This is a genomic window from Bradyrhizobium nitroreducens (assembly GCF_002776695.1).
Taxonomy (GTDB): Bacteria; Pseudomonadota; Alphaproteobacteria; order Rhizobiales; family Xanthobacteraceae; genus Bradyrhizobium; species Bradyrhizobium nitroreducens.
In genome coordinates, this window is sequence record NZ_LFJC01000003.1 from 2,348,950 (window position 1) to 2,373,738 (window position 24,789).

At 66.1% G+C, this 24,789-nt stretch carries 25 protein-coding genes; 17 read left to right on the forward strand and 8 right to left on the reverse strand.

The features are described 5' to 3' along the window. Positions 1-46 precede the first annotated feature (46 nt). The 4 genes from TSA1_RS11590 (at position 47) to TSA1_RS11605 (ending at position 3,294) form a co-directional block, all read left to right on the forward strand. Positions 47-241, forward strand: a complete 195-nt coding sequence (locus TSA1_RS11590; RefSeq protein WP_100176470.1) for a hypothetical protein — start codon at positions 47-49, stop codon at positions 239-241. Positions 242-266: 25 nt separating this feature from the next. After that, entirely contained in the window at positions 267-1,142 is an 876-nt protein-coding gene (locus TSA1_RS41040) for a copper chaperone PCu(A)C domain-containing protein (RefSeq protein WP_100176471.1), read from the forward strand. A gap of 123 nt (positions 1,143-1,265) precedes the next feature. Continuing rightward, positions 1,266-2,363, forward strand: a complete 1,098-nt coding sequence (gene nirK / locus TSA1_RS11600) for a copper-containing nitrite reductase (RefSeq protein WP_174718860.1) — start codon at positions 1,266-1,268, stop codon at positions 2,361-2,363. A gap of 52 nt (positions 2,364-2,415) precedes the next feature. Beyond that, complete coding sequence (locus TSA1_RS11605) at positions 2,416-3,294, forward strand: formylglycine-generating enzyme family protein (protein WP_100176473.1); 879 nt, start codon at positions 2,416-2,418, stop codon at positions 3,292-3,294. 185 nt (positions 3,295-3,479) lie between these two features. On the opposite strand, the gene TSA1_RS11610 is transcribed toward TSA1_RS11605, so the two are convergent. Genes TSA1_RS11610 through TSA1_RS11620 form a run of 3 tightly spaced genes read right to left on the reverse strand, consistent with a single transcriptional unit; the run spans position 3,480 to position 5,549 of the window. Beyond that, positions 3,480-4,139, reverse strand: a complete 660-nt coding sequence (locus TSA1_RS11610; RefSeq protein ID WP_100176474.1) for a GNAT family N-acetyltransferase — start codon at positions 4,137-4,139, stop codon at positions 3,480-3,482. A 22-nt stretch (positions 4,140-4,161) separates the two neighbouring features. Next, positions 4,162-4,812, reverse strand: a complete 651-nt coding sequence (locus TSA1_RS11615) for a CoA transferase subunit B (protein ID WP_100176475.1) — start codon at positions 4,810-4,812, stop codon at positions 4,162-4,164. Beyond that, positions 4,812-5,549: a CoA transferase subunit A gene (locus TSA1_RS11620; protein WP_097660101.1), complete on the reverse strand. Its 738-nt coding sequence runs from the start codon at positions 5,547-5,549 to the stop codon at positions 4,812-4,814. The genes TSA1_RS11615 and TSA1_RS11620 overlap by 1 nt, the downstream gene beginning before the upstream one ends. A gap of 275 nt (positions 5,550-5,824) precedes the next feature. On the opposite strand from TSA1_RS11620, the gene TSA1_RS11625 reads away from it, so the two are divergent. Further along, positions 5,825-7,753, forward strand: a complete 1,929-nt coding sequence (locus TSA1_RS11625; protein WP_174719298.1) for an AsmA family protein — start codon at positions 5,825-5,827, stop codon at positions 7,751-7,753. A gap of 99 nt (positions 7,754-7,852) precedes the next feature. Here TSA1_RS11625 and TSA1_RS11630 read toward each other — a convergent pair whose 3' ends face one another. Further along, on the reverse strand, positions 7,853-8,608 hold the full coding sequence (locus tag TSA1_RS11630; protein ID WP_100176477.1) for a 16S rRNA (uracil(1498)-N(3))-methyltransferase: 756 nt from the start codon (positions 8,606-8,608) through the stop codon (positions 7,853-7,855). A gap of 211 nt (positions 8,609-8,819) precedes the next feature. On the opposite strand from TSA1_RS11630, the gene TSA1_RS11635 reads away from it, so the two are divergent. Then, complete coding sequence (locus TSA1_RS11635; RefSeq protein ID WP_100176478.1) at positions 8,820-9,482, forward strand: hypothetical protein; 663 nt, start codon at positions 8,820-8,822, stop codon at positions 9,480-9,482. Then, complete coding sequence (gene ubiA / locus TSA1_RS11640; RefSeq protein ID WP_100176479.1) at positions 9,479-10,411, forward strand: 4-hydroxybenzoate octaprenyltransferase; 933 nt, start codon at positions 9,479-9,481, stop codon at positions 10,409-10,411. The genes TSA1_RS11635 and ubiA overlap by 4 nt, the downstream gene beginning before the upstream one ends. 36 nt (positions 10,412-10,447) lie before the next feature. Here the strand turns inward: ubiA and TSA1_RS11645 are convergent, their stop codons facing one another. Continuing rightward, positions 10,448-11,413: a helix-turn-helix transcriptional regulator gene (locus TSA1_RS11645; RefSeq protein ID WP_100176480.1), complete on the reverse strand. Its 966-nt coding sequence runs from the start codon at positions 11,411-11,413 to the stop codon at positions 10,448-10,450. A 365-nt stretch (positions 11,414-11,778) separates the two neighbouring features. On the opposite strand from TSA1_RS11645, the gene TSA1_RS11650 reads away from it, so the two are divergent. Beyond that, complete coding sequence (locus TSA1_RS11650) at positions 11,779-14,301, forward strand: autotransporter outer membrane beta-barrel domain-containing protein (protein WP_100176481.1); 2,523 nt, start codon at positions 11,779-11,781, stop codon at positions 14,299-14,301. A gap of 51 nt (positions 14,302-14,352) precedes the next feature. Here TSA1_RS11650 and TSA1_RS11655 read toward each other — a convergent pair whose 3' ends face one another. Further along, positions 14,353-14,871 carry a DUF6101 family protein gene (locus TSA1_RS11655; RefSeq protein WP_100176482.1) on the reverse strand — a complete coding sequence of 173 codons (519 nt, stop codon included), beginning with the start codon at positions 14,869-14,871 and terminating at the stop codon, positions 14,353-14,355. 263 nt (positions 14,872-15,134) lie between these two features. On the opposite strand from TSA1_RS11655, the gene TSA1_RS11660 reads away from it, so the two are divergent. From TSA1_RS11660 to TSA1_RS11690, 7 genes are all read left to right on the forward strand, one after another. Next, the gene (locus tag TSA1_RS11660; protein WP_174718861.1) at positions 15,135-16,523 is read left to right on the forward strand and encodes a TldD/PmbA family protein; all 1,389 of its coding nucleotides are present in this window, start codon (positions 15,135-15,137) and stop codon (positions 16,521-16,523) included. Next, positions 16,510-17,328 (forward strand): 3'(2'),5'-bisphosphate nucleotidase CysQ, encoded by an 819-nt coding sequence (locus TSA1_RS11665; RefSeq protein WP_100176484.1) that lies wholly within the window; start codon positions 16,510-16,512, stop codon positions 17,326-17,328. The genes TSA1_RS11660 and TSA1_RS11665 overlap by 14 nt, the downstream gene beginning before the upstream one ends. A gap of 62 nt (positions 17,329-17,390) precedes the next feature. After that, on the forward strand, positions 17,391-17,633 hold the full coding sequence (locus TSA1_RS11670; protein WP_025033794.1) for a DUF4170 domain-containing protein: 243 nt from the start codon (positions 17,391-17,393) through the stop codon (positions 17,631-17,633). Beyond that, on the forward strand, positions 17,630-18,343 hold the full coding sequence (locus TSA1_RS11675; protein WP_100176485.1) for a lysophospholipid acyltransferase family protein: 714 nt from the start codon (positions 17,630-17,632) through the stop codon (positions 18,341-18,343). The genes TSA1_RS11670 and TSA1_RS11675 overlap by 4 nt, the downstream gene beginning before the upstream one ends. Beyond that, positions 18,336-19,652 carry a 3-deoxy-D-manno-octulosonic acid transferase gene (locus TSA1_RS11680; protein WP_100176486.1) on the forward strand — a complete coding sequence of 439 codons (1,317 nt, stop codon included), beginning with the start codon at positions 18,336-18,338 and terminating at the stop codon, positions 19,650-19,652. The genes TSA1_RS11675 and TSA1_RS11680 overlap by 8 nt, the downstream gene beginning before the upstream one ends. Next, positions 19,645-20,661 carry a tetraacyldisaccharide 4'-kinase gene (gene lpxK, locus TSA1_RS11685; RefSeq protein ID WP_100176487.1) on the forward strand — a complete coding sequence of 339 codons (1,017 nt, stop codon included), beginning with the start codon at positions 19,645-19,647 and terminating at the stop codon, positions 20,659-20,661. The genes TSA1_RS11680 and lpxK overlap by 8 nt, the downstream gene beginning before the upstream one ends. A 181-nt stretch (positions 20,662-20,842) precedes the next feature. Then, complete coding sequence (locus TSA1_RS11690; RefSeq protein ID WP_100176488.1) at positions 20,843-21,148, forward strand: hypothetical protein; 306 nt, start codon at positions 20,843-20,845, stop codon at positions 21,146-21,148. Between the two features lie 139 nt (positions 21,149-21,287). On the opposite strand, the gene TSA1_RS11695 is transcribed toward TSA1_RS11690, so the two are convergent. Continuing rightward, the gene (locus TSA1_RS11695; protein WP_100176489.1) at positions 21,288-21,515 is read right to left on the reverse strand and encodes a DUF2093 domain-containing protein; all 228 of its coding nucleotides are present in this window, start codon (positions 21,513-21,515) and stop codon (positions 21,288-21,290) included. A gap of 176 nt (positions 21,516-21,691) precedes the next feature. Between TSA1_RS11695 and TSA1_RS11700 the strand changes: the two genes are divergently transcribed. Beyond that, the gene (locus TSA1_RS11700) at positions 21,692-22,519 is read left to right on the forward strand and encodes a dienelactone hydrolase family protein (RefSeq protein ID WP_100176490.1); all 828 of its coding nucleotides are present in this window, start codon (positions 21,692-21,694) and stop codon (positions 22,517-22,519) included. A 295-nt stretch (positions 22,520-22,814) separates the two neighbouring features. Continuing rightward, entirely contained in the window at positions 22,815-22,967 is a 153-nt protein-coding gene (locus TSA1_RS38815; RefSeq protein ID WP_142250197.1) for a hypothetical protein, read from the forward strand. A gap of 175 nt (positions 22,968-23,142) precedes the next feature. Here TSA1_RS38815 and xseA read toward each other — a convergent pair whose 3' ends face one another. After that, positions 23,143-24,765, reverse strand: coding sequence for an exodeoxyribonuclease VII large subunit (gene xseA, locus TSA1_RS11710; RefSeq protein ID WP_100176491.1), 1,623 nt, complete (start codon positions 24,763-24,765; stop codon positions 23,143-23,145). Positions 24,766-24,789: the final 24 nt, after the last annotated feature.

Sequence of the window (24,789 nt, forward strand, 5' to 3'; positions counted from 1 at the left end):
CAGGCCATGATTAGAGCAATTCGCACGACATCCGGAGCGTTTGCCCATGAGGCTTCTTGCACTCGAACTGATACTTTCCTTGCTCGACGTCCGCGGCCATATCCCGCGTTTCGACGATTTTCGGCCGGCCCCGGTCGCCCCGGCCGGCACCGCCCGCGCTCTGGCCGCCGTCATCGCTGTCCTCGCCGTGCTGTCGCTGGCGATCTGGGCGGTGGTCTGGCTTGCCACGCATCTGTTCTAGTCGCGTCTTCCACAAGGCTCCGATCATGATCTCATTCAAGCGCGCGTTCGCCGGCGCGGTCATCCTGACATGCCTTGCCGGGTCGCCCGCCCACGCAGCCGACACGACCAGCGGCGATCTCGTCATCACCGGGGCCTGGAGCCGGGCGACGCCCGGCGGAGCCAAGGTCGCCGGCGGCTATCTGACGATCGAGAACCGGGGCCATTCGGCGGAGCGCCTGCAAGCCGCATCGACCGCCCATGCGCTTCGAACCGAGATCCACGAAATGGCCGTCAACGACGGTGTCATGACGATGCGCGCGCTCGACAAGGGGCTGGTCATCGCACCCGGGCAAATCATCACCCTCGCGCCCGGCGGCGGGCATCTGATGTTCATCGGCCTCGATATCCCGCTCCACGCCGGCGACCAGATGCCGGTGAAGCTGTCGTTCGAGCATGCCGGCGAGGTGAATGTGACGCTGGACGTGCAGGCGATCGGCGCGCAGGCGCCCGCAAGGACGGTGAGCACCGCAGCAGCGGAGCCCGCGCATCGCGCGGAGCAGGCTGCGGCGGCTTCAGTCGCAGCGACGTCCGACGCGGACGAGAGCTTCTTCACGCATCTCCATGCCGAGAAGGCCATGGCCAACTTCACGGTCTCGCCGGGCCGCGCCGGTCCGGTCGAGATCGCAATCCAGCTCGAAGATGCGAACGAACTGCCCCTGAGTGCAGATGCGGTTGCAGTCACGCTCGGCAACGCCGAGCATGGCGTGGCGCCGATCACCGCAAACGCCGAACGCGTCGGCAACGATCGGTGGCGAGTCAGAATGTCGGCACCGTTGTCCGGCCGCTGGTCGCTCGGTCTCGACATCCGCATCACGCCGGTCGACGCGGTCAACGTCGTGTCACCGATCCTGCTCCGTTAAGACACCTAAGTACTGTCGCGGAGCCGAATCCGGCGAAAACTTGTCGCAGCGCAAACACTCTGGCCACGATCGGCGCACAGTGCATCCGTCATCAAAAACCTTTCCAGATGAAGGATGCCTACGATGTTCACCCGCAGAGTCGCATTGATCGGCGCCGCAGCGACCGCTCTGATGCTGGCGACCCCCGCCATCGCTGCCGACGATCTCAAACTGCCGCGCCAGAAGGTCGAGCTGGTCGCTCCGCCCTTCGTGCATGCGCACGAGCAGGCGACCAAGCAGGGCCCGAAGATCATCGAGTTCAAGCTCACGATCGAGGAGAAGAAGGTCGTCATCGACGAGAAGGGCACCACCTTCCAGGCGATGACCTTCAACGGCTCGATGCCGGGCCCGCTGATGGTCGTACATGAAGGCGACTACGTCGAAACGACGCTGGTCAATCCCGCGACCAACACCATGCCGCACAACATCGACTTCCATTCCGCGACCGGTGCGCTCGGCGGCGGCGCGCTGACGCTGATCAATCCCGGCGAGCAGGTCGTGCTGCGCTGGAAGGCGACCAAGACCGGCGTATTCGTCTATCACTGCGCCCCGGGCGGCCCGATGATTCCCTGGCACGTCGTCTCCGGCATGAACGGCGCCGTGATGGTGCTGCCGCGCGACGGACTGAACGACGGCAAGGGCCATGCGCTGAAGTACGACAAGGTGTACTATATCGGCGAGCAGGACATGTATGTGCCGCGCGACGAGAAGGGCAACTTCAAGTCCTACGACTCGCCGGGCGAAGCCTTCACCGACACCGAAGAGGTGATGAAGAAGCTGATCCCCACCCACGTCGTGTTCAACGGCAAGGTCGGCGCGCTCACCGGCAAGAATGCGCTCACCGCCAATGTCGGCGAGAACGTGCTGATCGTGCATTCGCAGGCCAATCGCGACAGCCGCCCGCACCTGATCGGCGGCCACGGCGACTATGTCTGGGAGACCGGCAAGTTCGGCAACGCACCCGAGGTCGGACTCGAGACCTGGTTCATCCGCGGCGGCTCGGCGGGAGCTGCGCTGTACAAGTTCCAGCAGCCCGGCATCTACGCCTACGTCACGCATAATCTGATCGAGGCCGCCGACCTCGGCGCCACCGCGCACTTCAAGGTCGAAGGCAAGTGGAACGACGATCTGATGACCCAGGTGAAGGCGCCCGCCGAAATACCGGCTGCCAAGACCAACTAAACGCGACAAGGGGCCGGTCATCACCGGCCCCTTCCTCCTTCGAGGAACGACCATGCTGATCGCCTTCAAGCTCAAACTGGCACTCGCCTGCGCCGCCGGGCTCGCAGCTCCGATCGCGGTGGCGCCGGTGGTCTCGACCATGGCGGTCCGCGGCACAGCCGCGGAGCCTGCGATCGTCAGGGTCGCGCCGGGCAGCATGTCCTATCGCGAGGCCGGCGATTTCACGCGCGCCGGACAGCAGGCGGAAGCGCCGCTGCGCGCGATGCGCGTCGACCGGCCGCTGCACATCATGCGCAATCAGGTCTCGTCATCCGACTATCAGCTTTGCGTGCAGGACGGCGCCTGCCGCGCGCTCGACCGCGACGTGGCGGTCGCGCCCGATCGCCCTGCAGTGCAGGTCAACTGGCACGACGCCGAGGCTTATGCGGGCTGGCTGTCGCGCAAGACCGGCCGCCATTATCGCCTGCCGAGCGATGCGGAATGGGCCTTTGCAGCCGGCTCCCGATTCAAGGATGATGGCGTGGCGGTCGATGCGAACGATCCTTCAAAGCGCTGGATCAGCCGCTATGAACGCGAATCCGAACGCGACCTCTCCGACACCACGGCCTATCCGTTCGGCAAGTTCGGACCGAACGAGCATGGCGTTCAAGATCTCGCCGGCAACGTCTGGGAGTGGACCTCGACCTGCTTCGTGCGCTCGCGCGTCGACGAGGCCGGCAACGCGGGCCGCCCGACCGTGAATTGCGGCGTGCGTGTCGCCGAGGGCGCGCATCGCGCCTATGTCACCGATTTCATCCGCGACGCCCGCGCCGGCGGCTGCGCCCAGGGCGTGCCGCCCGCCAATCTCGGCTTCCGCCTGGTGCGCGAGGAGACGTCGTGGGTCGCGAGCGTGTCGGCGCGATGGAGCAAGGTGTGGGCGGCAAGGACGTAGGCGGATCCGACCCGCGAAATCGCAAAGCGGCGGCCGCGCCTCATACTCCGTCATTGCGAGCGTAGCGAAGCAATCCAGAATCTTTCGGCGGGGACGGCCTGGATTGCTTCGTCGCATCAGCGCAAAATTGCTACGCAATTTTGTCGCGAGCTCCTCGCAATGACGCGACTGGAGCGCGCCTGCGCTCAACTGTCACCATTCGCGGAGCATCCCATCTTGCGCGCAAACATGCGAAAGCCGGGCGCGCCGATGATCGCCTCGAACGCGGGATCGCGCTTTTCCTCGGCAAGGACAAAACCCGCCTTGGCGTAGGCGCGCTCGGCGGGCTCGTTGCCGATCAGGAACGAAATCGTCGCCCGGTTAAATCCGGCCGCCCGCCCCTTCTCCAGCGCGTGCGCGATCAGCGCCTGCACCAGGCCGCGGCCGCGATGAACGGGATCGGTCGCAACATGCTCGATCATCCAGTCGCCTTCGCCGCCCTGAACCCAACAGGCCCGCGTGTAGCCGCCGCGGCGGCGGATGGCCTCCAGCTCCGACGCAGCGAGGCCGGTCGCAGCCGCGACTTCCTCGATCGCACGCCAGGCCGCAGGTCCCGTACCGGCTCCGGGCAGCGCGCATAGCGCCGCGGCCGGCTTGCCGTCGACCTCGGCGACCAGGAATTGCGAGACGTGCCACATCGACATGGCCTGCGCGACCGCGATGCGCGCGATGAACGCACGGCATTGCGCATCGGGCCAGCCGAGCGCGACGTCGAACCAGCCGCGCGAGCGATAGCCGCGCTGCGATGACTGGATGGTTTGTGCGATGAATTCGGCATCTTCGGGACGCGCGGACCTTATCGTCATGCGCGCCCCGTTCTCGAAGACCTCAGGTGTTCTTCAGCGCCACGCGGAATTCGGCTTCGGTCTTGGCCTTGACCTCGTCGAGCGTGACGCCGTCGGCGAGCTCGATCAGGGCCATGCCGCCGTCGCCGTGCTTGTCGATGGTGAAGACCGCCAGATCGGTGACGACCATGTCGACCACGCGCTCACCGGTCAGCGGCAGGTTGCACTTCTTCAGGAGCTTCGAGCCGTCCTTGGCGGAATGCTCCATCACCACGACGACGCGCTTGACGCCGGCGACGAGGTCCATCGCGCCGCCCATGCCCTTGACCATCTTGCCGGGGATCATCCAGTTGGCGAGATCGCCGTTCTGGGCCACCTGCATGGCGCCGAGGATCGACAGATCCATGTGACCGCCACGGATCATGCCGAAGGAATCCGCGCTGGAGAAATACGAGGTCGAGGGCAGCTCGCTCACGGTCTGCTTGCCGGCGTTGATGAGGTCGGCGTCTTCCTCGCCCTCATAGGGGAACGGGCCCATGCCGAGCATGCCGTTCTCGCTCTGCAGGCTGACGTCGACGCCGTCGGGGATGTAGTTCGAGACCAGCGTCGGGATGCCGATGCCGAGATTGACGTAGTAGCCGTCGCGCAATTCCTTTGCGGCGCGCGCGGCCATCTGTTCACGGGTCCAGGCCATCAGATTTCAACTCCTGTTCCGGCCGCAGGTGCGCTGGTGGGGCGCGGGCGGGTGTTGCGGAATTCGATGCGCTTCTTGGCCGTGCCGACCTCGACGATGCGCTTCACGAAGATGCCGGGCGTGTGGATGTGATCGGGGTTGAGTTCACCGGCCGGAACCAGATGCTCGACCTCGGCCACCGTGATCTTGGCGGCGGTCGCCATCATCGGGTTAAAGTTGCGCGCCGTCTTGCGGTAGATGAGGTTGCCGGCGGTGTCGCCCTTCCAGGCATGCACGATGGCGAGGTCGGCGAACAGACCGCGCTCCATCAGGTACTTCTCGCCGTCGAATTCCTTCACTTCCTTGCCTTCGGCGATCAGCGTGCCGACGCCGGTCTTGGTGTAGAAGGCCGGGATGCCGGCGCCGCCGGCGCGGATGCGCTCGGCCAGCGTGCCTTGCGGATTGAATTCGAGTTCCAGTTCGCCGGCGAGGAATTGCTGCGCGAACAGCTTGTTCTCGCCGACATAGGACGAGATCATCTTCTTGATCTGGCGGGTTTCGAGCAGGCGGCTGAGCCCGATGCCGTCGACGCCGGCATTGTTGGAGACGACCGTAAGCCCCTTGACGCCGGACTCGCGGATCGCATCCGACAGCTCCTCGGCGATGCCGCAGAGGCCAAAGCCTCCCGACATGATCATCATGTTGTCTTTGAGAATGCCTGACAGAGCCGACTTGGCGTCGGGATAGACCTTGTTCATACAGGAAACCTTCGGCTTGGAGGCGTCGCGCCCTATTGGCGGCGATTATTAGGCGAAATCCTCCAAAGCCGTCAATGATACGGGGTTCTCCGCGCGGCGTTCGGGTGATAGAAGCTGCCCACGCCGTGGGCAGAACCGTCTGCGGCCTTGAAAGCGACAAGAAAACCCATCAAGTTGCGGCACTTAACATAACGGGGCTCGGGCGCGGGCACGCAGGTTTCCCCTCCCGCCCGTCCGGCTCCAACGACCAACCCGATCAGGACATGCCATTGACCATGGCCCAAGGAATGAAGCGCCTCGGGACGCTGATCGCGGCGCTGCTCGGCGTTGCGCTGATCGCCCTGATCGCGACCTCCTGGCTCATCAACCGCGACGCGCTGCGTAAGGCGGTCGAAGCGCAGATCCGCGACGTCACCGGGCTCGAGCTGAGTGTCGCAGGCAGCATCGATATCTCGGTACTGCCGGCGAGCTACATCTCGTTCCACGACGTCGGTCTCAAGGGCGGCGGCACCAGCGATTCCGCGCTCCATGTCGACGTGCTCACCGCCAATCTGCGGCTGCTGCCGCTCTTGCTGCAACGGTTCGAGATCGCCGACCTGACGCTGCTGCGGCCGCGCATCCATGTCAGCCTGCAGCCGGACGGCGAGAGCAACTGGACCCCCTTCATCCAGACCATCGCGCGCACCATGAAGCCCGGGGCCGAGAACCAGGTCTCGTTCTCCGAGATCCGGATCCAGGACGGCGTGCTCGATTACGAGGACGCCGCCACCCACGCCACCGAGAAGCTCGAGGACATCGACCTGTCGCTGGCCTGGCCCTCGATCTCGCGCTCCTTCGCCGCGACCGGACAGTTCGACTGGCGCGGCGAGCGCGTCGACGGCACGATCAGCTTTTCCGATTTCGTCGCCGCCCTCTCCGGCGAGCGCTCGGGGCTGAAGGCGCGGATCGCCAGCGCGCCGCTCAAGCTCGCGTTCGACGGCAGCGTCGCCAACCGCACCAGCCCGATGATGGAGGGGACGCTGACGATCGACAGCCCCTCCTTGCGCAACGCGCTGCGCTGGACCGGGCAGCCGCAGCCCGCCAGCGGCGGCTTCGGCCGCTTCGCGCTGAAGGCACGCGCCAACGTCGTCGGCGCCTCGATCGCGCTCACCAACGTCAATGTCGAGCTCGACGGCAACGCTGCCGAGGGCGTCATGACCTATGCCAATAACGGCCGGCAGACGCTGCAGGCGACGCTCGCCGCCGACGCGCTCGACTTCACGCCTTATATCTCCACCTTCCGCCTGCTCGCGAGCGGGGCACGCGACTGGAACAGGCAGCTGTTCGACCTCAACGGACTGTCGACCACCGACCTCGACATGCGCCTGTCGGCGGCCAAGCTGACGGTCGGGCCGACCAAGCTCGGCCGCACCGCGATCGGCGCCAATTTGCGCAACGGCACGCTGGCGCTGTCGGTCGGCGAGGCGCAGGTCTATGGCGGGATCGCCAAGGGCTCGTTCGGCATCGCGCGCTCCGACACGGTCGCCGACATCAAGGCGCAGTTCCAGTTCACCGACGTCGACCTCCAGGCCTGCGCCACCGAGCTGTTCGGCCTCAGCAAACTGTCCGGCCGCGGCAACATCAACGTGTCGCTGTTCGCCTCCGGCTCGAGCCCGTTCGGCCTCGTGCAGTCGCTCGACGGCAGCGCCACCGTGACGGGACACAACGGCGCGATTTCGGGCTTCAATGCCGAGCAGCTCCTGAAACGGCTGGAGCGGCGGCCGCTGTCGGGCGGCGGCAATTTCCGCAACGGCTCGACCCCCTACGACAACCTCACCATCGCGGTGAAATTCTCCGACGGCGTGGCGACCGCCGAGGACATCCGCGTCGAGGGGCCCGCGGCCAAGATCACGATGACCGGCACGGCGTCGGTGCCGACGCGCGAATACGACATGAAGGGTGTCGCGAGCCTCAACAGCGCGTCCGGCTTCGAGCTGCCCTTCGTGGTGCAGGGCCCCTGGGACGATCCGCTGATCTTCCCCGATCCGGAGAGCCTGATCCGCCGCTCGCCGGCCTCCGCGCCCCTGCTCGACATGCTGAAGGACCGCAAGGCGGGCGACGCCGTGCGCTCCGCGATCGAGCGCATCACCGGCACCGGCAAGCGCCCCGCACCGCCAGACTCGCCGACGGCGGAGAACGCCAAAGAGAACGCCAAGTCCAACTAGAGCGTTCTCGAGCGAAGTGGACACCGGTTCGCGTGAAGAAAACGCGTCAAAACAAGAATCTAGAGCTTCGGTTCTGATTCAATCAGAACCGAAAATGCCCTAGCGCTTTCCGCCGTCCCAATCGCCCAGCACGGCCTGGACCAGCGCCAGCGCCGCCACGGCGGCCGTGTCGGCCCGCATGATGCGGGGACCGAGGGCCAGCCGAAGAATTTTGGGCTGGCGCAGCAGCAGGGCCCGCTCTTCCTCGGCGAAACCGCCTTCGGGGCCGATCAGGACGTCGATACCTTGTCTGGCCGCGCGCGCGGCCTGCAGGCTCTGAACCGGGTTTTCGAGCTCCGCCGCCTCATCGCAGAAGATCAGCAGCCGGTCGGCCGGGCGCTGGCTGAGGAAGCGCTCCAAGGCGACCGGTTCGGTCACGGTCGCGATGCTGAGGATGCCGCATTGCTCGGCGGCCTCCACCACATTGGCCCGCATCCGCTCGGTGTTGACCCGGGAGGCCTGGGTAAAGCGGGTCAGGACCGGATGCAGCGCGGCGGCGCCCATTTCGATCGCCTTCTGGACCATATAGTCCAGCCGGGCATGCTTGAGCGGGGCAAAGACGTAAGCCAGGTCCGCGAGCCGGTCCTGCGGCCGGGTCTGCTGCAGGATGACGAGGCCGTCCGGCCGCTTGCGGCCTTCAATGGCGGCCTGCCACTCGCCGTCACGGCCGTTGAACGCCAAAACCTCGGCCCCGGCGGCCAGCCGCAGCACATTGCCGAGATAATTGCTCTGGTCACGGTCGAGCGCGACCCTGGTGTCCTGGGCCAAGGGAGCATCGACGAACAGGCGGGGCGCGCGAAAATCGTGGGAGGGCATCGTTCAAAAGTCCAATTTCGCGCCGTTATTAACCGAAAGCAGCCGTTTCGGGGGTAAATATTGCCCTACCGCTGCGTCGGCGCGCCGCGCTCTTGCCCTATTCGGTGGGTTGTTAAGGGCCGGCGGGAATCGTAAAATCGCGAGCACGCTGGTTGCGCTTCAATTGGGAAGGCGCTGGACCCCGTCAGCTCCTGCCGGAGAGATTTTCTTGATGATCCGTCATTTGATGGTTCCGATCACTGCCGCCATGGTCACCATGGGTGCCGCGGGTGCTTATGCGCAAAGCGCGTTTCCGGCACCGCTGCCGAACCAGGCTGCAACCAGTTCGGCGTTTCCGCCGGTGAACGGTTCGGCGCCGGTCGCGTCCGTCGGTGCGGCACCGCAATCGTCCTTCCCCGTGAACGGCGCCGCGCCCGTTGGTGGCGCCGGCGCTTTCAGCGCGGCCCCGCCGACGCAAGGCGGTCCCGGCGAGGACTGCATGAAGTCGTTCATGCCCCTGCGCGAGGAAGCCGAGAAGCGCGGCAAGCTGATCAAGGCCGCGAGCGACCGTCACGCGCCGCCCGACGAGGCCTGCAAGCTGATCCGCAATTTCAGCCAGGCCGAGTCGAAGATGATCAAATATATCGAGGCCAATGCCTCGAAGTGCGGGATTCCGGCACAGGTCGGCGCCCAGATGAAGGACGGCCACAAGAACACCGAGGCCATGCAGGCGAAGGTCTGCAACGTTGCGCAGCAGATGCAGCAGCAGCAGGCACGTCCCGCCGGCCCGTCGCTGAGCGAGGTGCTGGGTTCGGGCTCGGCGCCTGAGGCCAATGCCGGCAAGAAGGGCGGCAGCACCTTCGATACGCTCAACGGCAACGTCCTGACCCGATGAGCGACACATCCGCCCGCGTTGCCGATTCCACCGGCAACTGGGTCGATACGCTCGCGCCGCAATGGGCGCGGCCTTATTTGCGATTGTCCCGCTTCGATCGTCCGATCGGCTCCTGGCTGCTGTTGATGCCGTGCTGGTGGTCGGCGGCGCTCGCGAGCGGCATGGCGCACGACATCCGCGGACTGCCACTCACCATCGTGCTGTTCTTCGTCGGTGCCTTCGTGATGCGCGGGGCGGGCTGCACCTGGAACGACATCACCGACCGCGACCTCGACGACAAGGTCGAGCGCACGCGCTCGCGGCCGCTGCCGTCAGGGCAGGTCAGCACGAAGGAGGCGTTGGCCTGGATGGCCGTGCAGGCGCTGATCGGCCTCGTCGTGCTGCTGCAGTTCAACCGCTTCGCGATTGCGACCGGCATCGCCTCGCTCCTGATCGTCGCGATCTATCCGTTCATGAAGCGGATCACCTGGTGGCCGCAGACCGTGCTCGGGCTTGCCTTCTCCTGGGGCGCCCTGATGGGATTTGCCGTCACCTTCGGCCGCATCGACCTCACCGCGCTGGTGCTCTATGCCGGCGCGATCTCCTGGGTGATCGGCTATGACACGATCTACGCGCATCAGGACTCCGAGGACGACGCGCTGATCGGCATCAAGTCGACCGCGCGCCTGTTCGGCGCGCATACGCAGCAGGCGCTGATCCTGTTCTATGGTGTCGCGGTGATGCTGATCGGCGTCGCGCTGGCCTCAGGCGATGCGCGCTGGCCGGCCTGGCTCGGGCTAGCAGCCTTCGCCGCGCATCTGGCGTGGCAGATCGTGCGGCTGAACATCGCCGATGGCGCGCTGTGCCTGCGCCTGTTCAAGTCGAACCGCGATGCGGGGCTGTTGCTGTTCGCGGGCCTGCTGGTCGATGCGGTGATGCGGGCGGGCTGACTTGCCGTCGGCCTCTCCGGGCGAGTGGCCCTCTTTTCAATCCTCACCTTTCACCTGATCCCGGGCTTCGCTTGGGGACATGTCGAACATGCGACGGAAGGCGCGATTGAAGGTCGATACGTCGTCAAAGCCGTGCATGCTCGCAATGTCGAGTATCTTGATGCGCATGGCTGCGGGGGCTGAGAGGAAGCGGCGGGCTTTGAACAGTCTTTCCCGGCGGATATAGGCCGCGACTGCATGGCCGTCATTGGCAAATAGCTTGCGGATATAGCTGCGCGACAGGCCCATGTGCCTGGACAGGAAATCGTCGTTGAGCCTGGGGTTGTCGAGGTGGCGCGCGACGAGCTCCTTCGCAAGCGCCAGACGCACGGCGGGAAGTCCCGATGTCGTCGCGTTGTGCGCCCCGTCGCGGTTGGCCCCGAGGGCAAGCCCGGCCAGGTCGTGCAGATGGCTGCTGGTGGTTTCAGCAAACGTCGGAGTGACGTGGCTCAGATCGGCCGCTTGCAGAGTTGCGACATAGGTGCGCAACAGCGCCATGGCCGGATGTCCGGCGGTGACACGGCGCATTGGAGGACCGTTCCCTAAATCCACGCGACGCCGGATGGCGTCGATCGATAGTCGCATGTTTATGACGCGCGAGCGCTGCGGCTGATGCACGTGGAAGCCCTCATCGCTCCAGTGAAACAGTCCGTCTCCCGGCTTGTTCTCGTACTCCCAATTGCGGCCGCTGACCTCTCCTCCGCCCGTCAGCACGCAGCTCAAATAGACGTCATCCTCGTGGCCGATCTCCGGGCTGACCCTGGCCGCGATCGGAGAATTGTCTCCGAGAGCACACGTAAAGTCGGGGAAGACCATGAGATCGCTCGTCAGCTCGAGCGGCACGTTCTCAACGGGCCGGATGGCGAGGCGATAGAGATGACGGTTGGACCAAAGCGCGACCATGTCTTCGGCGGTGGCTTCTGGAATGTCGGAAGTCGTCAGCCTGGCGCGGGAAACAATCATCAGGGCTCGTGCAAGAAGGGATTGGACACGTCGATGGGCGTAAAAGCTTGCAGCTTCGTGCCCTCTGAGCTCCGGCAATTGCTCGATCTTGCGGTTGCCGTACTTTGCGAGGGCGCGCCGATGCACGCCTGAACGGTCTGTCGCCGCCTGACCCCATCACGTTCATAGATCTCGCACCCACTGGCGTGCTGTCTACGCATATTTGACAATCGCGACAGGCAGATTTGACAGTCGCCGCGCCATGGGCGTTCGCTGAAATGCGACACCGTCATTTTTTCACATAATCCAGTGTTAGCGCTGCCGAGAAGTTCGCGGCGTCACCCGACATAGTTCCCGCCAGATTCTGCAAGTGCGGGGAATGGTCGATGACGTCTCGTTTGATGGGCAAGGCTTTTCGTATGGGCGTGAGCGCCTTTGCCTTTGTCGTGGGGTCTGGAAAGCTTGCTCCCGCCATTGCTGCCTGCACGGTCACCGGCACCAATCAGACCTGTTCGAATTCTGCGATGATTTCCGGCGCCTTCTACGGCATCCAGGACTTCGGATCTCTTCATCTTACGCTCAACGATGGAGTGATCACCGGGCAAGCCAGCGCGGGTATTGTGGCCGCCAACGATATCATCATCACGTCTAACGTCGGCACGATCGCCAGTATCAACGGGGTGGGCGTGCTCGCTGGTGGCGGTTCGATCATCAACAATTCCGCGGGGGTGATTTCGGGCAACATCGGCATGTCGCTCGGTAGTTCCAATGTGCATAATTTCGGGCAGATCACCGGCACCGGCGGCGACGCCATCCAGCTGGATAGTGGGAATTTGACCAATTATGGCGGAGCGACCATCAGCGGTGCCGCCAACGGCCTCGCCGTCGCGCACGACCTGGACCTCACGAATTCCGGAACGATCAGCGGTGCCGCGCTGTCCGGCATCATATTCGGGCCGACTGCTGGTGCCGGGAGCTCTGCCATCCACAACAACGCTGGCGGCACGATCGCCGGCTTTCAGAGCGGTATTGGCGGCAGCGGCGACAATGCATTGGTCGACAACAAAGGAACCATCTCAGCCAGCAACGGCACCGGCGTTGCGGTCGACGGTTTGAATTTTCAGATAAACAACGATGTTGGCGCCAGCATTTCAGGCCAGAATGGTATTGCCAACGCCGTCGGGTCGGTGACCCTGAATAACAAGGGAATCATCACCGCGAGCGGCTTCAACAATGGTTGGGCGGTGTATGCCGCGGGCGGGGGCGCGGTGACCAATTCGGGGACGATCACGTCCGATGGCGGCGGCATCTTCAGTCCTGCAGGTGGTTCGGCGCTGACCGTGATCAACACCGGTACCATTTCAGGCGGCGGAACCAATGTCACAGGCGTCGGCATCCACGCTGTGGGGGCGCTGACGCTCACCAACAGCGGGAGCATCACCGGCGGCGCGGTCGGCACCGCCGTGTTTGCGGGCGCAGGATCCAAGATCGCCAACGACGCCTCAGGCACGATCGCGGGCGTCTCCGGCATAAGCATCACCGGCAACAACAGCACCATCACCAATGCCGGCACGATCTCCGGCGCAGCAAGTTCAATTACTTACCTCGGGGGAACGACCGGTCATGTCCTGAACGTGCTTCCAGGCGCGGTCTTCAATGGGGCAATCCAGTATTTCAACAACGTCGGTAACACGATCAACTTCGGTACCGGCAGCTACACCCTGCCGGTCAGCCAGTACCTGGTGGCATCCAACACGATCAATCTCTCCAGCAGCGCGCAGACGCTGATCACGTCGGGCCTCGACGGCGCCGGCACCGGCAATATCGTCGTCGCCAACGCTTCGAACGTGGCGAGCACGCCGACCATGGTGCCGGATTTCACCCGCTCGTTGTTCAACATCATCTCCGGCATCCTCGACAACAATATCGACTATCCGCAAACCGTGGCCTCCAGCCCCGCCATTGGTTACGCGGATGGTGCTTCCGGCAGCCTGGAGTCGCAGCTGCCCGACCAGCTTCGCGGCTCCGGCAACAGGCTTGCCCTGGCCTCCATGCCGCAAGGCACCAGCATGGACGCCTATGGCAATCTGTTCTGGGCGCGCAGCTTCGCCGGGCTCCGTCACCAGCTATCGACGCCATCGGCTGCCGGATCCACCACGAACCAATATGGCGGCCTGATCGGTTTTGATCGGCGGCTCGATAGCTGGCGGGTCGGCGGCTTTGCCGGTGCGGGCAGCCTGTCGGGCTGGATGGCGGACAACTCCGGCACGTTGAAATCGGACGTCTATTTCGGCGGCCTCTACGGACGCCGGGAATGGGGGCCCCTGGTGTTGGACGTCGCCTTTGCAATGGGAGGGCTCGATGCCAGGAGCACGCGCACGGTCTATGCCACCACTGCGGAACGAGCGGTAGGAAGCTTCGGCGGCTACTTCATCGCGCCGCAGGCGGCTTTCGGCTACCGCTATGCACTCAGCCCTGCCGTCACCGTCACGCCCTTTGTCCGGGCGGGCTACAGCGGCACCTTCAGCGATAGCTATTCGGAGACCGGTTCCTCGCAGAACCTCGCCTACCAGGCGCGCCAGGTTCATCTCTTCGAGGAGCGTGCCGGTGCGGCATTCTCGCGTGATTTCTTCACTGGCAGCTTTGCCCCACTGACCAAACTTTCCCTTACCGCCTCGATCTTCGGCCAGCAGCGCGTCGGCCCGCAGGGATTTGGCGCCAGTTTTTCCGGCACCGACTTTACCGTGAACTATACGAGCGCCGCCCGGGTGTTTGGCGGCACCGTTGGTTTCGGCTTCGACACGATCGTGGCTCGTGGCACCGCTCTGTTTGGCTCCATCGATGCTCAGTATGCCAATGACGCAACCGCCTCCTACAATGGGCGGCTTGGTCTGAAGGTGGCGTTTTGACGATCGTTCGACAAGCCCGAGGTTCGGCGCGCAGCCGAGGGCCTGATACGCCTAATTTCTTGCGATGATCTCGCGCTCGGCGCGATGCACCGGCAGCTCGCGCGCCATGGCGACACGGCGGCGCATCAGGAATTTCGGACGGCGGGCGCGGATCGCGTTGGCGCGGCGGCGGCGGGCTGCCGGCTGGCGGGCGCCTTCGTCGAGCTGGGGCAAGGCGAACAGCTCGCTCCAGATCGCCCAGGCCTCAGCCAGTTCCCCGGCATCGGCGCTGACCAGCAGCGGGACGGAGAGTGAGGGGTCGCGATGGACCAGAACGAGGGTCTGTGCCTCGTCATTGCCGCGCAGCGCGACACCGGTGAAGTCGCTGACGCGGACGTTGATCGCCATCTGCATGCCGCGGACGGCACGGCGCAGCACGACGCGTTCGCGGTGAAGCTCGATCTGCCTGGTATATCCGTCGGCGCGCGGGTCATGCGCATCGAAGCGGACCGGAAGGGAAAGAGGGTCGAGCCGCAGAGAGCGGCTCGACCCGGCGGGAGCGACCCCGCATGTTGCTGTTTGACGCCTCACGGCTTAGTTCTCCCCGCCGGGATTATGTTCCCGGTCGATGCGAGGACCTTAGCGCGGCCCTTTCCGAAACCGCTTAAAAAGGCTGGTTAACCCACCGTCACTGCGGCTCATGATTGACAAGACCTTGGCACGCATGATTGACGAGACGTTGCGCCGATGGTGCGAATCTGAGCTTTTGGCGGGCTGAAAATGCTTGAAGTCCGCGCAATCAGGGCACATCTGTGGGTTCCGGTCCCGAACCCCCGCCCCAACAGGATTTCTTCGTGAACTCTTCACCAAGCTCGATGCTTTCGACCACAGAAAATCGCCTGTTCGACCAGTCCGCGCTCTCCGATCTCGCGCAGCGGCTGGTGGAGGCGGCGCGGCGCGCCGGCGCGGACGCTGCCGATGCGGTCGCGGTGCGCGGCGTCTCGCAAGGTGTCGAGGTACGCGACGGACGCGTCGAGGAATCCGAGCGGTCCGAAGGCGACGATGTCGGCCTGCGCGTGCTGGTCGGCCAGCGCCAGGCGGTGGTCTCCACCAACGACGTCAGCGGCGACGCCGTCACCAAGCTCGCCGAACGCGCGGTCGCGATGGCACGCGTCGCGCCCGACGACAAATATGTCGGCCTCGCCGATCCCGCGCTGCTCGCGCGCGACTTTCCCGATCTCGATCTGCTCGATCCGAACGTGCCCGCCACCAGCGAACTCGAGCGCCGCGCGCTCGCGGCCGAAGCCGCCGCGCTCGCCGTGAAGGGCGTGACCAAGTCCGGCGGCGCCTCGGCCTCCGCGGGCATGGGCGGCATGGTGCTCGTCACCTCGACCGGCTTCCATGGCTCCTATCTGCGCTCCAGCCAGGGCATCTCGGCCACCGCGATCGCGGGCGAGGGCACCGGCATGGAACGCGACTACGATTTCACCTCGGCGCCGCACGGCGGCGATTTGCTGTCGCCCGAGGTCGTCGGCCGTTCTGCCGGCGAGCGCACCGTGGCGCGCTACAATCCGCGCAAGGTCGAAACCTGCAAGGTGCCCGTCGTGTTCGATCCGCGCGTCGCGGGCTCCCTGGTCGGCCACCTCGTCGGCGCCATCAACGGCGCCTCGATCGCGCGCAAGACCAGCTTCCTGAAGGACAAGCTTGGCCAGCAGCTGTTCGCCAGGAACATTCGCATCATCGACGATCCCCTGCGCAAGCGCGGCCTGCGCTCGCAGACTTTCGACGCCGAGGGCGTCGCGGTGAAGAAGACCGCGCTGGTCGACGAAGGCGTGCTGACGACCTGGCTGCTCGACTGCGCCACGGCGCGCGAGCTTGGCCTCACCACCACCGGCCACGCCCATCGCGGCGTCTCGTCGTCGCCCTCGCCCGGGCCGTACAATCTGCATCTCGAAGCCGGCACGCCGACGCCCGCCGAGCTGATCTCCGACATCAAGCAGGGATTCTACGTCACCGACCTGATCGGCTCGGGGGTGAACGGCGTCACCGGCGATTACAGCCGCGGCGCCTCCGGCTTCTGGATCGAGAATGGCGAGATCACCTATCCCGTCAGCGAGGTGACGATCGCCGGCCATCTGTTCGAGATCTTCAAGTCGATGCAGCCGGCGAACAATCTCGAATTCCGCTACGGCATCAATGCGCCGACGGTGCGCATCGAGGGTTTGACGCTTGGCGGACGCTGACGCGAACTCCCCGGACGAAGCCATCCTGACGCGCGACGCGGCGCTGCTGCAAGACACGGTGCGGGAAGCGGGCGCGCTGGCGCAGTCGATGTTCCGCACCGAGCTGAAGAAGTGGACCAAGGGTGCCTCCTCGCCGGTGTCGGAAGCCGACATCGCCGTCAACGACCTGCTCGAAACGCGCCTGCGCAATGCGACGCCGGATTACGGCTGGCTGTCGGAGGAGAGCGCCGACGACGTCGCCCGGCTGTCGCGGCGGCTGACCTGGATCGTCGATCCCATCGACGGTACGCGCAACTACCTCAACGGCCATGAGGATTGGTGCGTCAGCGTCGCGCTGGTCGAGGACGCCGCGCCGGTGCTGGCCGCGGTGTTCGCACCTGTCAGCGGCGAGTTCTTCTTCGCGGCGCGCGGCCAGGGCACGACGCTGAACGGCAGGGCCGTGCAGGCGTCGCCCGGATCGGCGCTCGACTTTGCCCGCGTCGCCGGCCCGAAGCCGATGGTGGAGCGGCTCAATACCGCCGGCGGCGACATCAAGCTGCATCCGCGAATCGGCTCGCTCGCGCTACGCCTGTGCCGGGTCGCCCATGGCGCGCTGGATGCGGCTTTTGCGGGGGGCAACAGCCATGATTGGGACCTTGCGGCGGCCGATTTGATCGTGCAGGAAGCCGATGGTAGGATGAGCGACCTCTCCGGAGAACCCATCCTCTATAACCGCCGGGAAGTGGCGCACGGGGTGCTGGTGGCAGCGGGACGCGATCGTCATGCGGGCATAGTCGCGCATTTTCGAAACCGTCCCTTGGCCTAAGGCGCTTTTCGTCGTGCTTCTCGAACACTGCTTTGCCGGGCAGACCGTTAGGAACAGAAGTCATGCCAGATAGTGCCCCGCAACAACTGCTTCACCTCGTCATCGGCGGCGAGCTCGTCGATCTCAAGGGCAACACCTTCAAGAATCTCGACGACGTCGAAATCGTCGGCCTCTATCCGAACTATGCGGCCGCCCATGCCGCCTGGCGGGCCAAGGCGCAGTCGACGGTCGACAACGCGCAGATGCGCTATTTCATCGTCCATCTCCACCGGCTGCTCGACCCCAATCAAGAACCGGCGCGTTGAAAAAACTGCTTCGCAATACGCTGCGAAGCAGCTGGTTTCAGCGTGCCGTCGGGGTTCTGGCGGCCGAATATCTGCGTCTGGTCTGGCGGACCAACAAATTCACGTTCGATCCGCCCGACGTCTACGACATCGTCGAGCCGCAGATCCCCGCGATCTTCGCCTTCTGGCACGGCCAGCATTTCCTCACCCCCTTCATCAAGAACAAGGCCTCCTACCGGGCCAAGGTCCTGATCTCCCGTCACCGCGACGGCGAGTTCAACGCCATCGCGGTGGAGCGGCTCGGCATCGGCCTGATCCGCGGTTCCGGCGATCACGGCAGCGCCTTCCACCGCAAGGGTGGCGTCGGCGCCTTCAAGGAAATGGTGCGGACGCTCCAGGACGGCTGTAATGTCGCGCTGACCGCCGATGTCCCCAAGCGCGCACGCGTGGCCGGGCTCGGCATCATCATGCTGGCACGGGAATCGGGGCGGCCGATCATGCCTTTTGCGATGGCGACCAGCCGCTTCATCCGGCTGAAGAACTGGGACCGCACCACCATCAACCTGCCGTTCGGCCGGGGCGCGCTGGTCGGCATCAAGGAAATCCACGTTCCCGCGGATGCCGACGCCGCCACGATGGAGGCGCTGCGGCTGGAGCTGGAAGAGACGTTGAACGAGGCGACCCGCCGCGCCTACGCGCAGCTCGGCCGCCCGGGTCCGCAAGATGCCTAAATCACTGCCCATCGCGCTGCCGATCACGCTGCGGATGTACCGGCGTCTGGCCTCGGGTCTGGTGCCGCTCGCACCTGCGCTGATCAAGCGCCGGCTGAGGCAGGGCAAGGAAGATCCCGCACGCGTCGGCGAGCGGCGGGGGCTGTCCCGCGACGTGCGGCCGCACGGCCCGCTGGTCTGGATCCACGGCGCCAGCGTCGGCGAGGTGCTGGCCGCGGCGGCGCTGATCGAGCGTCTGCGCGATCTCAATCTGCGTATCCTGCTCACCTCCGGCACCGTCACCTCGGCCGCGGTGGTGGCGAAGCGCTTTCCGCCCGACGTCATCCATCAATACGTGCCGTATGATTCGCCGCGCTATGTCGCGCGCTTCCTCGACCATTGGAAGCCGTCGCTGGCGCTGTTCATCGAATCCGATCTGTGGCCGAACCTGATCCTCGCCGGTGCAGCGCGCCGCGTGCCCATGGTGCTGATCAACGGGCGGATGTCGCCGCGGTCGTTCCCGCGCTGGCGGCGCATGCACGGCACCATCTCGGCGCTGCTGTCGCGGTTCGACATCTGCCTGGCGCAGTCGAAGACCGATGCGGAGCGTTTCGCCACGCTCGGCGGCCGCGACGTCGTCACCACGGGCAATCTCAAGCTCGACGTGGCGGCGCCGCCGGCCGATCCCGCCAAGCTCGAACGGCTGATGGCGATGACGCGCGGGCGACCGATCATCGTCGCGGCCTCGACCCATCCGGGCGAGGACGAGATGCTGGTCGCGGCGCATCGCAGCCTCGTCGGTTTCTTCCCGCAGCTCCTCACCGTGATCGTGCCGCGGCATCCCGATCGCGGCTCCTCGATCGCCGGTCTGATCACGGCCTCCGGCCTCACGCCGGCGTTGCGCTCGCGCGAGGAGCTGCCGACCGCGACCACCGATGTCTATGTCGCCGACACCATGGGCGAGCTCGGCCTGTTCTACCGCCTCTCGCCGATCGTGTTCATGGGCGGATCGCTGATCCGTCACGGCGGCCAGAATCCGATCGAGGCGATCAAGCTCGGGGCTGCGATCGTGCATGGTCCGCACGTCTTCAACTTCGCCGACGTCTATGAGGCGCTCGATGCGAGCGGCGGTGCGAGGCAGGCCGACACGCAGGAGGCGCTGGTCAAGCAGCTCGGCCAGTTGCTGGCCGACCCTGTCATGCGCGAGAAGATGCAGCGCGCAGGCCTGGGCGTGGTCGACCAGCTCGGCGGCGCGCTGGAGCGCACCATGACGGCGCTCGAGCCCTATCTGCTGCAATTGCGAATCGAGATGGGGGCCGCCAATGCGTGAGCCGGCCTTCTGGTACCGGCCACGTTCGCTTCCATCCTATGCGTTATGGCCGCTCGGAGCCCTCTACGGCGCCATCGCGGAGCGGCGCATGCTGCGCAAGGGCACGGATGCCGGCATTCCCGTGATCTGCGTCGGCAATTACCACGTCGGCGGCGCCGGCAAGACCCCGACCGTATTGGCGCTGACGAAATTGCTGCGCGAGCTCGGCGAGACGCCGGTGGTGCTCAGCCGCGGCTATGGCGGTCGCCTCAAGGGCCCCGTCATGGTCGACCGCGAACGGCACAAGGCCGCCGATGTCGGCGACGAGCCCTTGATGATGGCGCGCGACGTCCCGGTTGCGGTGGCGCGCGACCGCCTCGACGGCGTCGCGCTGGCGAAGTCGCGAGGCGCCACCGTGATCCTGATGGACGACGGTTTCCAGAACCCGCGCCTTTTGAAGGATGCCTCGTTGATCGTGATCGACAGCGAGCGCGGCCTCGGCAACGGCGCGGTGTTTCCCGCAGGCCCCCTGCGCGCGCCGTTGAACGCCCAGCTCTCGCGCACCGACGCGCTGGTGCTGATCGGCGACGGCCGCGCCGCCAACGAGGTCGCGGCGGAGCTTGCCAAGCGCGACAAGCCGGAGCTGCGCGCGCGCCTGAAACCGGACGCGGCCTCGCTCGCGCAGTTGTTCGGCAAGCGCGTTCTCGCCTTCGCCGGCATCGGCGATCCCGAACGGTTCTTCCGCACGCTTCGTGCTGGCGGCATCGACGTCGCGCGCACGCGGCGCTTTGCCGACCACCACATGTTCTCGCGCGAGGAGATCGCCGCCCTCGCGGCCGACGCCGCGCGCGAGCAGCTCACGCTGGTGACGACGGAGAAGGACCTCGCGCGCCTGCGCGGCAACGAGGGCGTGCCAGACGGCATCGTGCCGTTCGCCGTCCAGCTCGAATTCGACGATCCCGCCAAGCTGCGGCAGCTGATCAGCGATCATCTCTACAAGGCGCGCGAGCGGCGGTTTTCCAGGCGCTGATCTCACCGCTGGCCCCGGATCTCGTAGGGTGGTCAAAGGCGCCCTTGCGCCGTGCCCACGATCTGTTGCGTTCGGAGACAGGTGGTGGGCACGCTCCGCTTTGCCCGCCCTACAGCACCTCGCATTCAGGCGGCATTCATCGCAAGACCCCTATCCATCTCGAACGATCCTGGAGACTACGATGAAATCGACGTCCGCCGCCGTCGCCGCCAGCCTTGTGTGCCTGATTGTTGCGCCGGTGTTGGCGCAAACGACGCCATCCGCAAGTCCGACTGCCACGGTGCCGGTTCCCGCGACCAAGCGCGTGACGTGCCTTGCCACGACGGCGAGCCTGAAGGGGCAGGACAAGCGCGATCAGCTGCAGCTCTGCCTGGCGCAGGCGCGGCTCGACTGCCTGAAGCAGGCGATCGATCAGAAGATCGTCGGCGAGAGCAGGAAGAGCTTTATCAAGACCTGCGTGGGCGGCGATGCGACCGAGCAGCAATAGCACAACGGCGCCGCGAGCTCGGTCTCGCAGCGTGGGCAAAGGCGCAAAGCGCCGTGCCCACGGTCTCTTCGCGATCGAGACGATCAACGTGGGCACGCTTCGCTTTGCCCAGCCTACGAGAGTTACGGGAGCGGAAAGCTCAGGCTTGCGGCTTCGGCGCGTTCGGGAAATGTCGCTGCAGGACGGCAGCGGGCGTGGCGTAGGCTTCCTGCAGATCCACGCTCCAGTACTTCAGCTCGTCGAGCGGGATCCGCACGTCGGTGATCGCGCAGCGCACGAACGTTCCCGGCGAGATCACGCGGAAATCGCCGTCGAGATATTGCACCTGCGCTTCGCCATGGCCCGAGGGGCCGAACTTGTTCAGCACGGTCGAAAGTCTCCGTGGAAGGCCGCTTCAGGCAAACGCCGGGAGGGCACGATGTGTTGGACGGGATTTAGCATAGATAGGCAGGCTTGTCCGCCCGTTAAACCCACCGGTTTGTGATGTTTTGCCTCCGTTCCCGCGTGATAAGCCTCGGCCGAAGGATCTTGCGGCAGAGTCCGATGCGCCTTCCGTTAACCACCGCCCTGTTCCTGACGCTGTTGATGTCGGCGGCGCCCGCCGCGCCGGCGCCGCAAGCAGTCGAGATTCCGCTGGCATCGGGCGTCCTCCATGCGCAGCTCTACAAGCCCGAGGGCGCAGGCCCGTTTCCGACCGTGATCGCGCTGCATGGCTGCGGCGGGCTCAGCAGCCATTCCGACGCCGTGCTGCCGCGTTATCGCGACTGGGCCGAGCGCCTGCTCAAGGCTGGCAATGCCGTGCTGTGGCCCGACAGCTACGGCTCGCGCGAGCTCGGGCCGCAATGCCGCGTCAAGGAGATGCACGTCAAGGCGCGGCGCGAGCGCGTCGCCGACATCGCGGCGACGAAGAGCTGGCTGATGAAGCAGAACTGGGTGGCGCGCGACCGCGTCAGCCTGATGGGCTGGGCCAACGGCGCCAGCGCGCTGCTCTGGGCGGTGCGTCCGCAAAGCGTGGCGCGCGATCTCGGGCCCGATTTCCGCGCGGCGATCGCGTTCTATCCGGATTGCCGGATTTCCGCCGGCCTCGGCTGGAGCACGCGGGTGCCGACGCTGGTGCTGATCGGCGCCGATGACGACGTCTCGTCGCCGCCGGCGTGCCGCCAGATGGTCGAGGGCGCGCACGGCCGCAGCGCGCTCGCGCGCATCGTGGTCTATCCCGGCGCCTATCACGATTTCGACCGCGCCAACACGCCGCTGCACGCAGCGGCCGGCACTGGCGATGCCGCCGCGCCCGAGCGCGGCCATCTCGGCACGGATGCGCAGGCCCGCGCGGAGTCGCAGAAAGAGGTGGTGCAGTGGCTGGCGCGCTAATGGAAGTGCCGTAGCCCGGATGGAGCCAACGGGTCGGCGCAACGCGCCGCCCGATGACAGGCTCCGCGCAATCCGGGACGGTGCAACGTGTGGCACGATCCCCGGATTACGCTGCGCTCCATCCGGGCTACGGATTCTCGAGCGGGGCCGCCAGGGGAACAACGTGAGGCGAGCAGCCCCGCATCGACCACCGCCCTGCACGGAGTGCGGCCGACCGTGCATTGACGGATCGCGCGCGCCGCCGGTTTCAACGCGCGACGGCGCCTTAGTTCGACCATGATGTCGATTAAACGCAATGCTCATGCGCAACCGCATCACCCTGTTCTCCGCAATCGCCGTCTTCACCGTCGCGATCTTCCTGTACGAGGCCCACGCCGGCGCTCCACAGCGCGCGCCGGAGCATTGCGGCTTCTGGACCACGATCGACGCGGGATTGTCCTGTAGGTAGGGGGCTCCCTTTGCCAATCCCGTCACCCTGAGGTGCTCGCCTCTTCGGCGAGCCTCGAAGGGCGACGGCCCGGCTGCATCTCGGCCGTGCATCCTTCGAGGCTCACCACGCGATGCGTTCGCATCGCATGGTTCGCACCTCAGGATGACGGGTCTGATAGTGCCGCCCTCGCGCCTCAGAACAGGCTGCCCTGATCCACCGGCTTGGCTACGCGCTTGGGTGCCGGCTTGGTGTCCGCCGCTGCCGGCTTGGCTTGCACCGGCGCGCGCTTGGCGGTCGGCGCCGGCCGGTCCGCGTCAGCGGTCGCCGCGACACGTCCATCCGCGAACTCGATCTCGAGCCGCGCGCCCGGCCCGACGCTGTCGGCCGCATGCACGGGATGCCCCGCCTCGTCGCGCACCAGCGCAAAGCCGCGCGCGAGCACGCCGCGATAGGACAGTGCCGAGAGCAGCTTGCCGCTGGCTTCGACGCGCGCGTCCAGCCGCTGCAGCAGCGTCGCCAGCGCGCGGCCGGCGCGCTCGGCGAGCCGATGCGTGCGCTCGCGCTGGCGGGCAATGGCGTTGCGCTGCGCCTGCGCGTTGGAGAGTTTTGAGGCGCGCAGGCGAACTTCCAGCCCGGCAAAGCGGTCGCGCCGCTGCCGCAGCAGCGAGCGCGCGGAGAGGCCGAGCCGCTCGCCGCACACGGTGAGACGGTGGTCGGCCTGCGAGATCTGCCCGTGCAGCACCCGCAGCGTCAGCTTCGAGCTCGCCGCGGTGAACCTGCGGAAATGCGCGTGCGTGTTGGCCTTGAGGCAGCGGGGCAGGGCGCTGCCTGCCGAATCCAGCCGTTGCCGGGGAATGGCGAGCAGATCGCCGGCGGCCGGCAGCGCGCGCGCGGCGGCGCGCAGCTCGCTGCGGCGGCTCTCCTGGGCGCGCTGCCAATAGGCGCGGGTGCGCCGGCCGAGATCGGCGACCTCGACGAACAAGTCGCTGCGCACCGGGACCGCCATCTCCGCCGCCGCCGTCGGCGTCGGCGCGCGCTTGTCGGCGACGAAGTCGATCAGCGTGATGTCGGTCTCGTGCCCCACCGCCGAGATCAGCGGGATCATGCTCTCGGCCGCCGCGCGCACCACGATCTCCTCGTTGAACGACCAGAGATCCTCCAGCGAGCCGCCGCCGCGCGCGACGATCAGAACGTCGGGCCGCGGAATCTTGCCGCCCTCGGGCAGCGCGTTGAAGCCGCGGATCGCAGCCGCGACCTGCTCGGCCGAGCCTTCGCCCTGCACCTTCACCGGCCACACCAGCACGCGGCGGGGGAAGCGGTCCTCGAGGCGATGCAGGATGTCGCGGATCACGGCGCCGGTCGGCGAGGTCACGACGCCGATCACCTCGGGCAGCCAGGGCAGCAGCTGCTTGCGCGCCTCGTCGAACAGGCCTTCGGCGGCGAGCTTCTTCTTGCGCTCCTCCATCAGCGCCATCAGCGCGCCGATGCCGGCCGGCTCCAGCGCCTCGATCACGATCTGGTATTTCGAGGAGCCCGGATAGGTCGTCAGCTTGCCGGTCGCGATCACCTCGAGCCCCTCCTGGGGCTTGAAGCGCATGCGGCCGTGCACGCCCTTCCAGATCACCGCCTCGATCTTGGCGCTCTCGTCCTTCAGCGCGAAGTAACAATGGCCGGATGAGTGCGCGCCCCGGAAGCCGGAGATCTCGCCGCGGACCCGGACATGGCCAAAGGTGTCCTCCACCGTCCGCTTCAGGGACTGCGAGAGCTCGGAGACGGTGAATTCGTACGCGTTGTTCAGTTGTTCCGCAGGCGGCATCGGCAAACGATTCGGGGTTTTGGG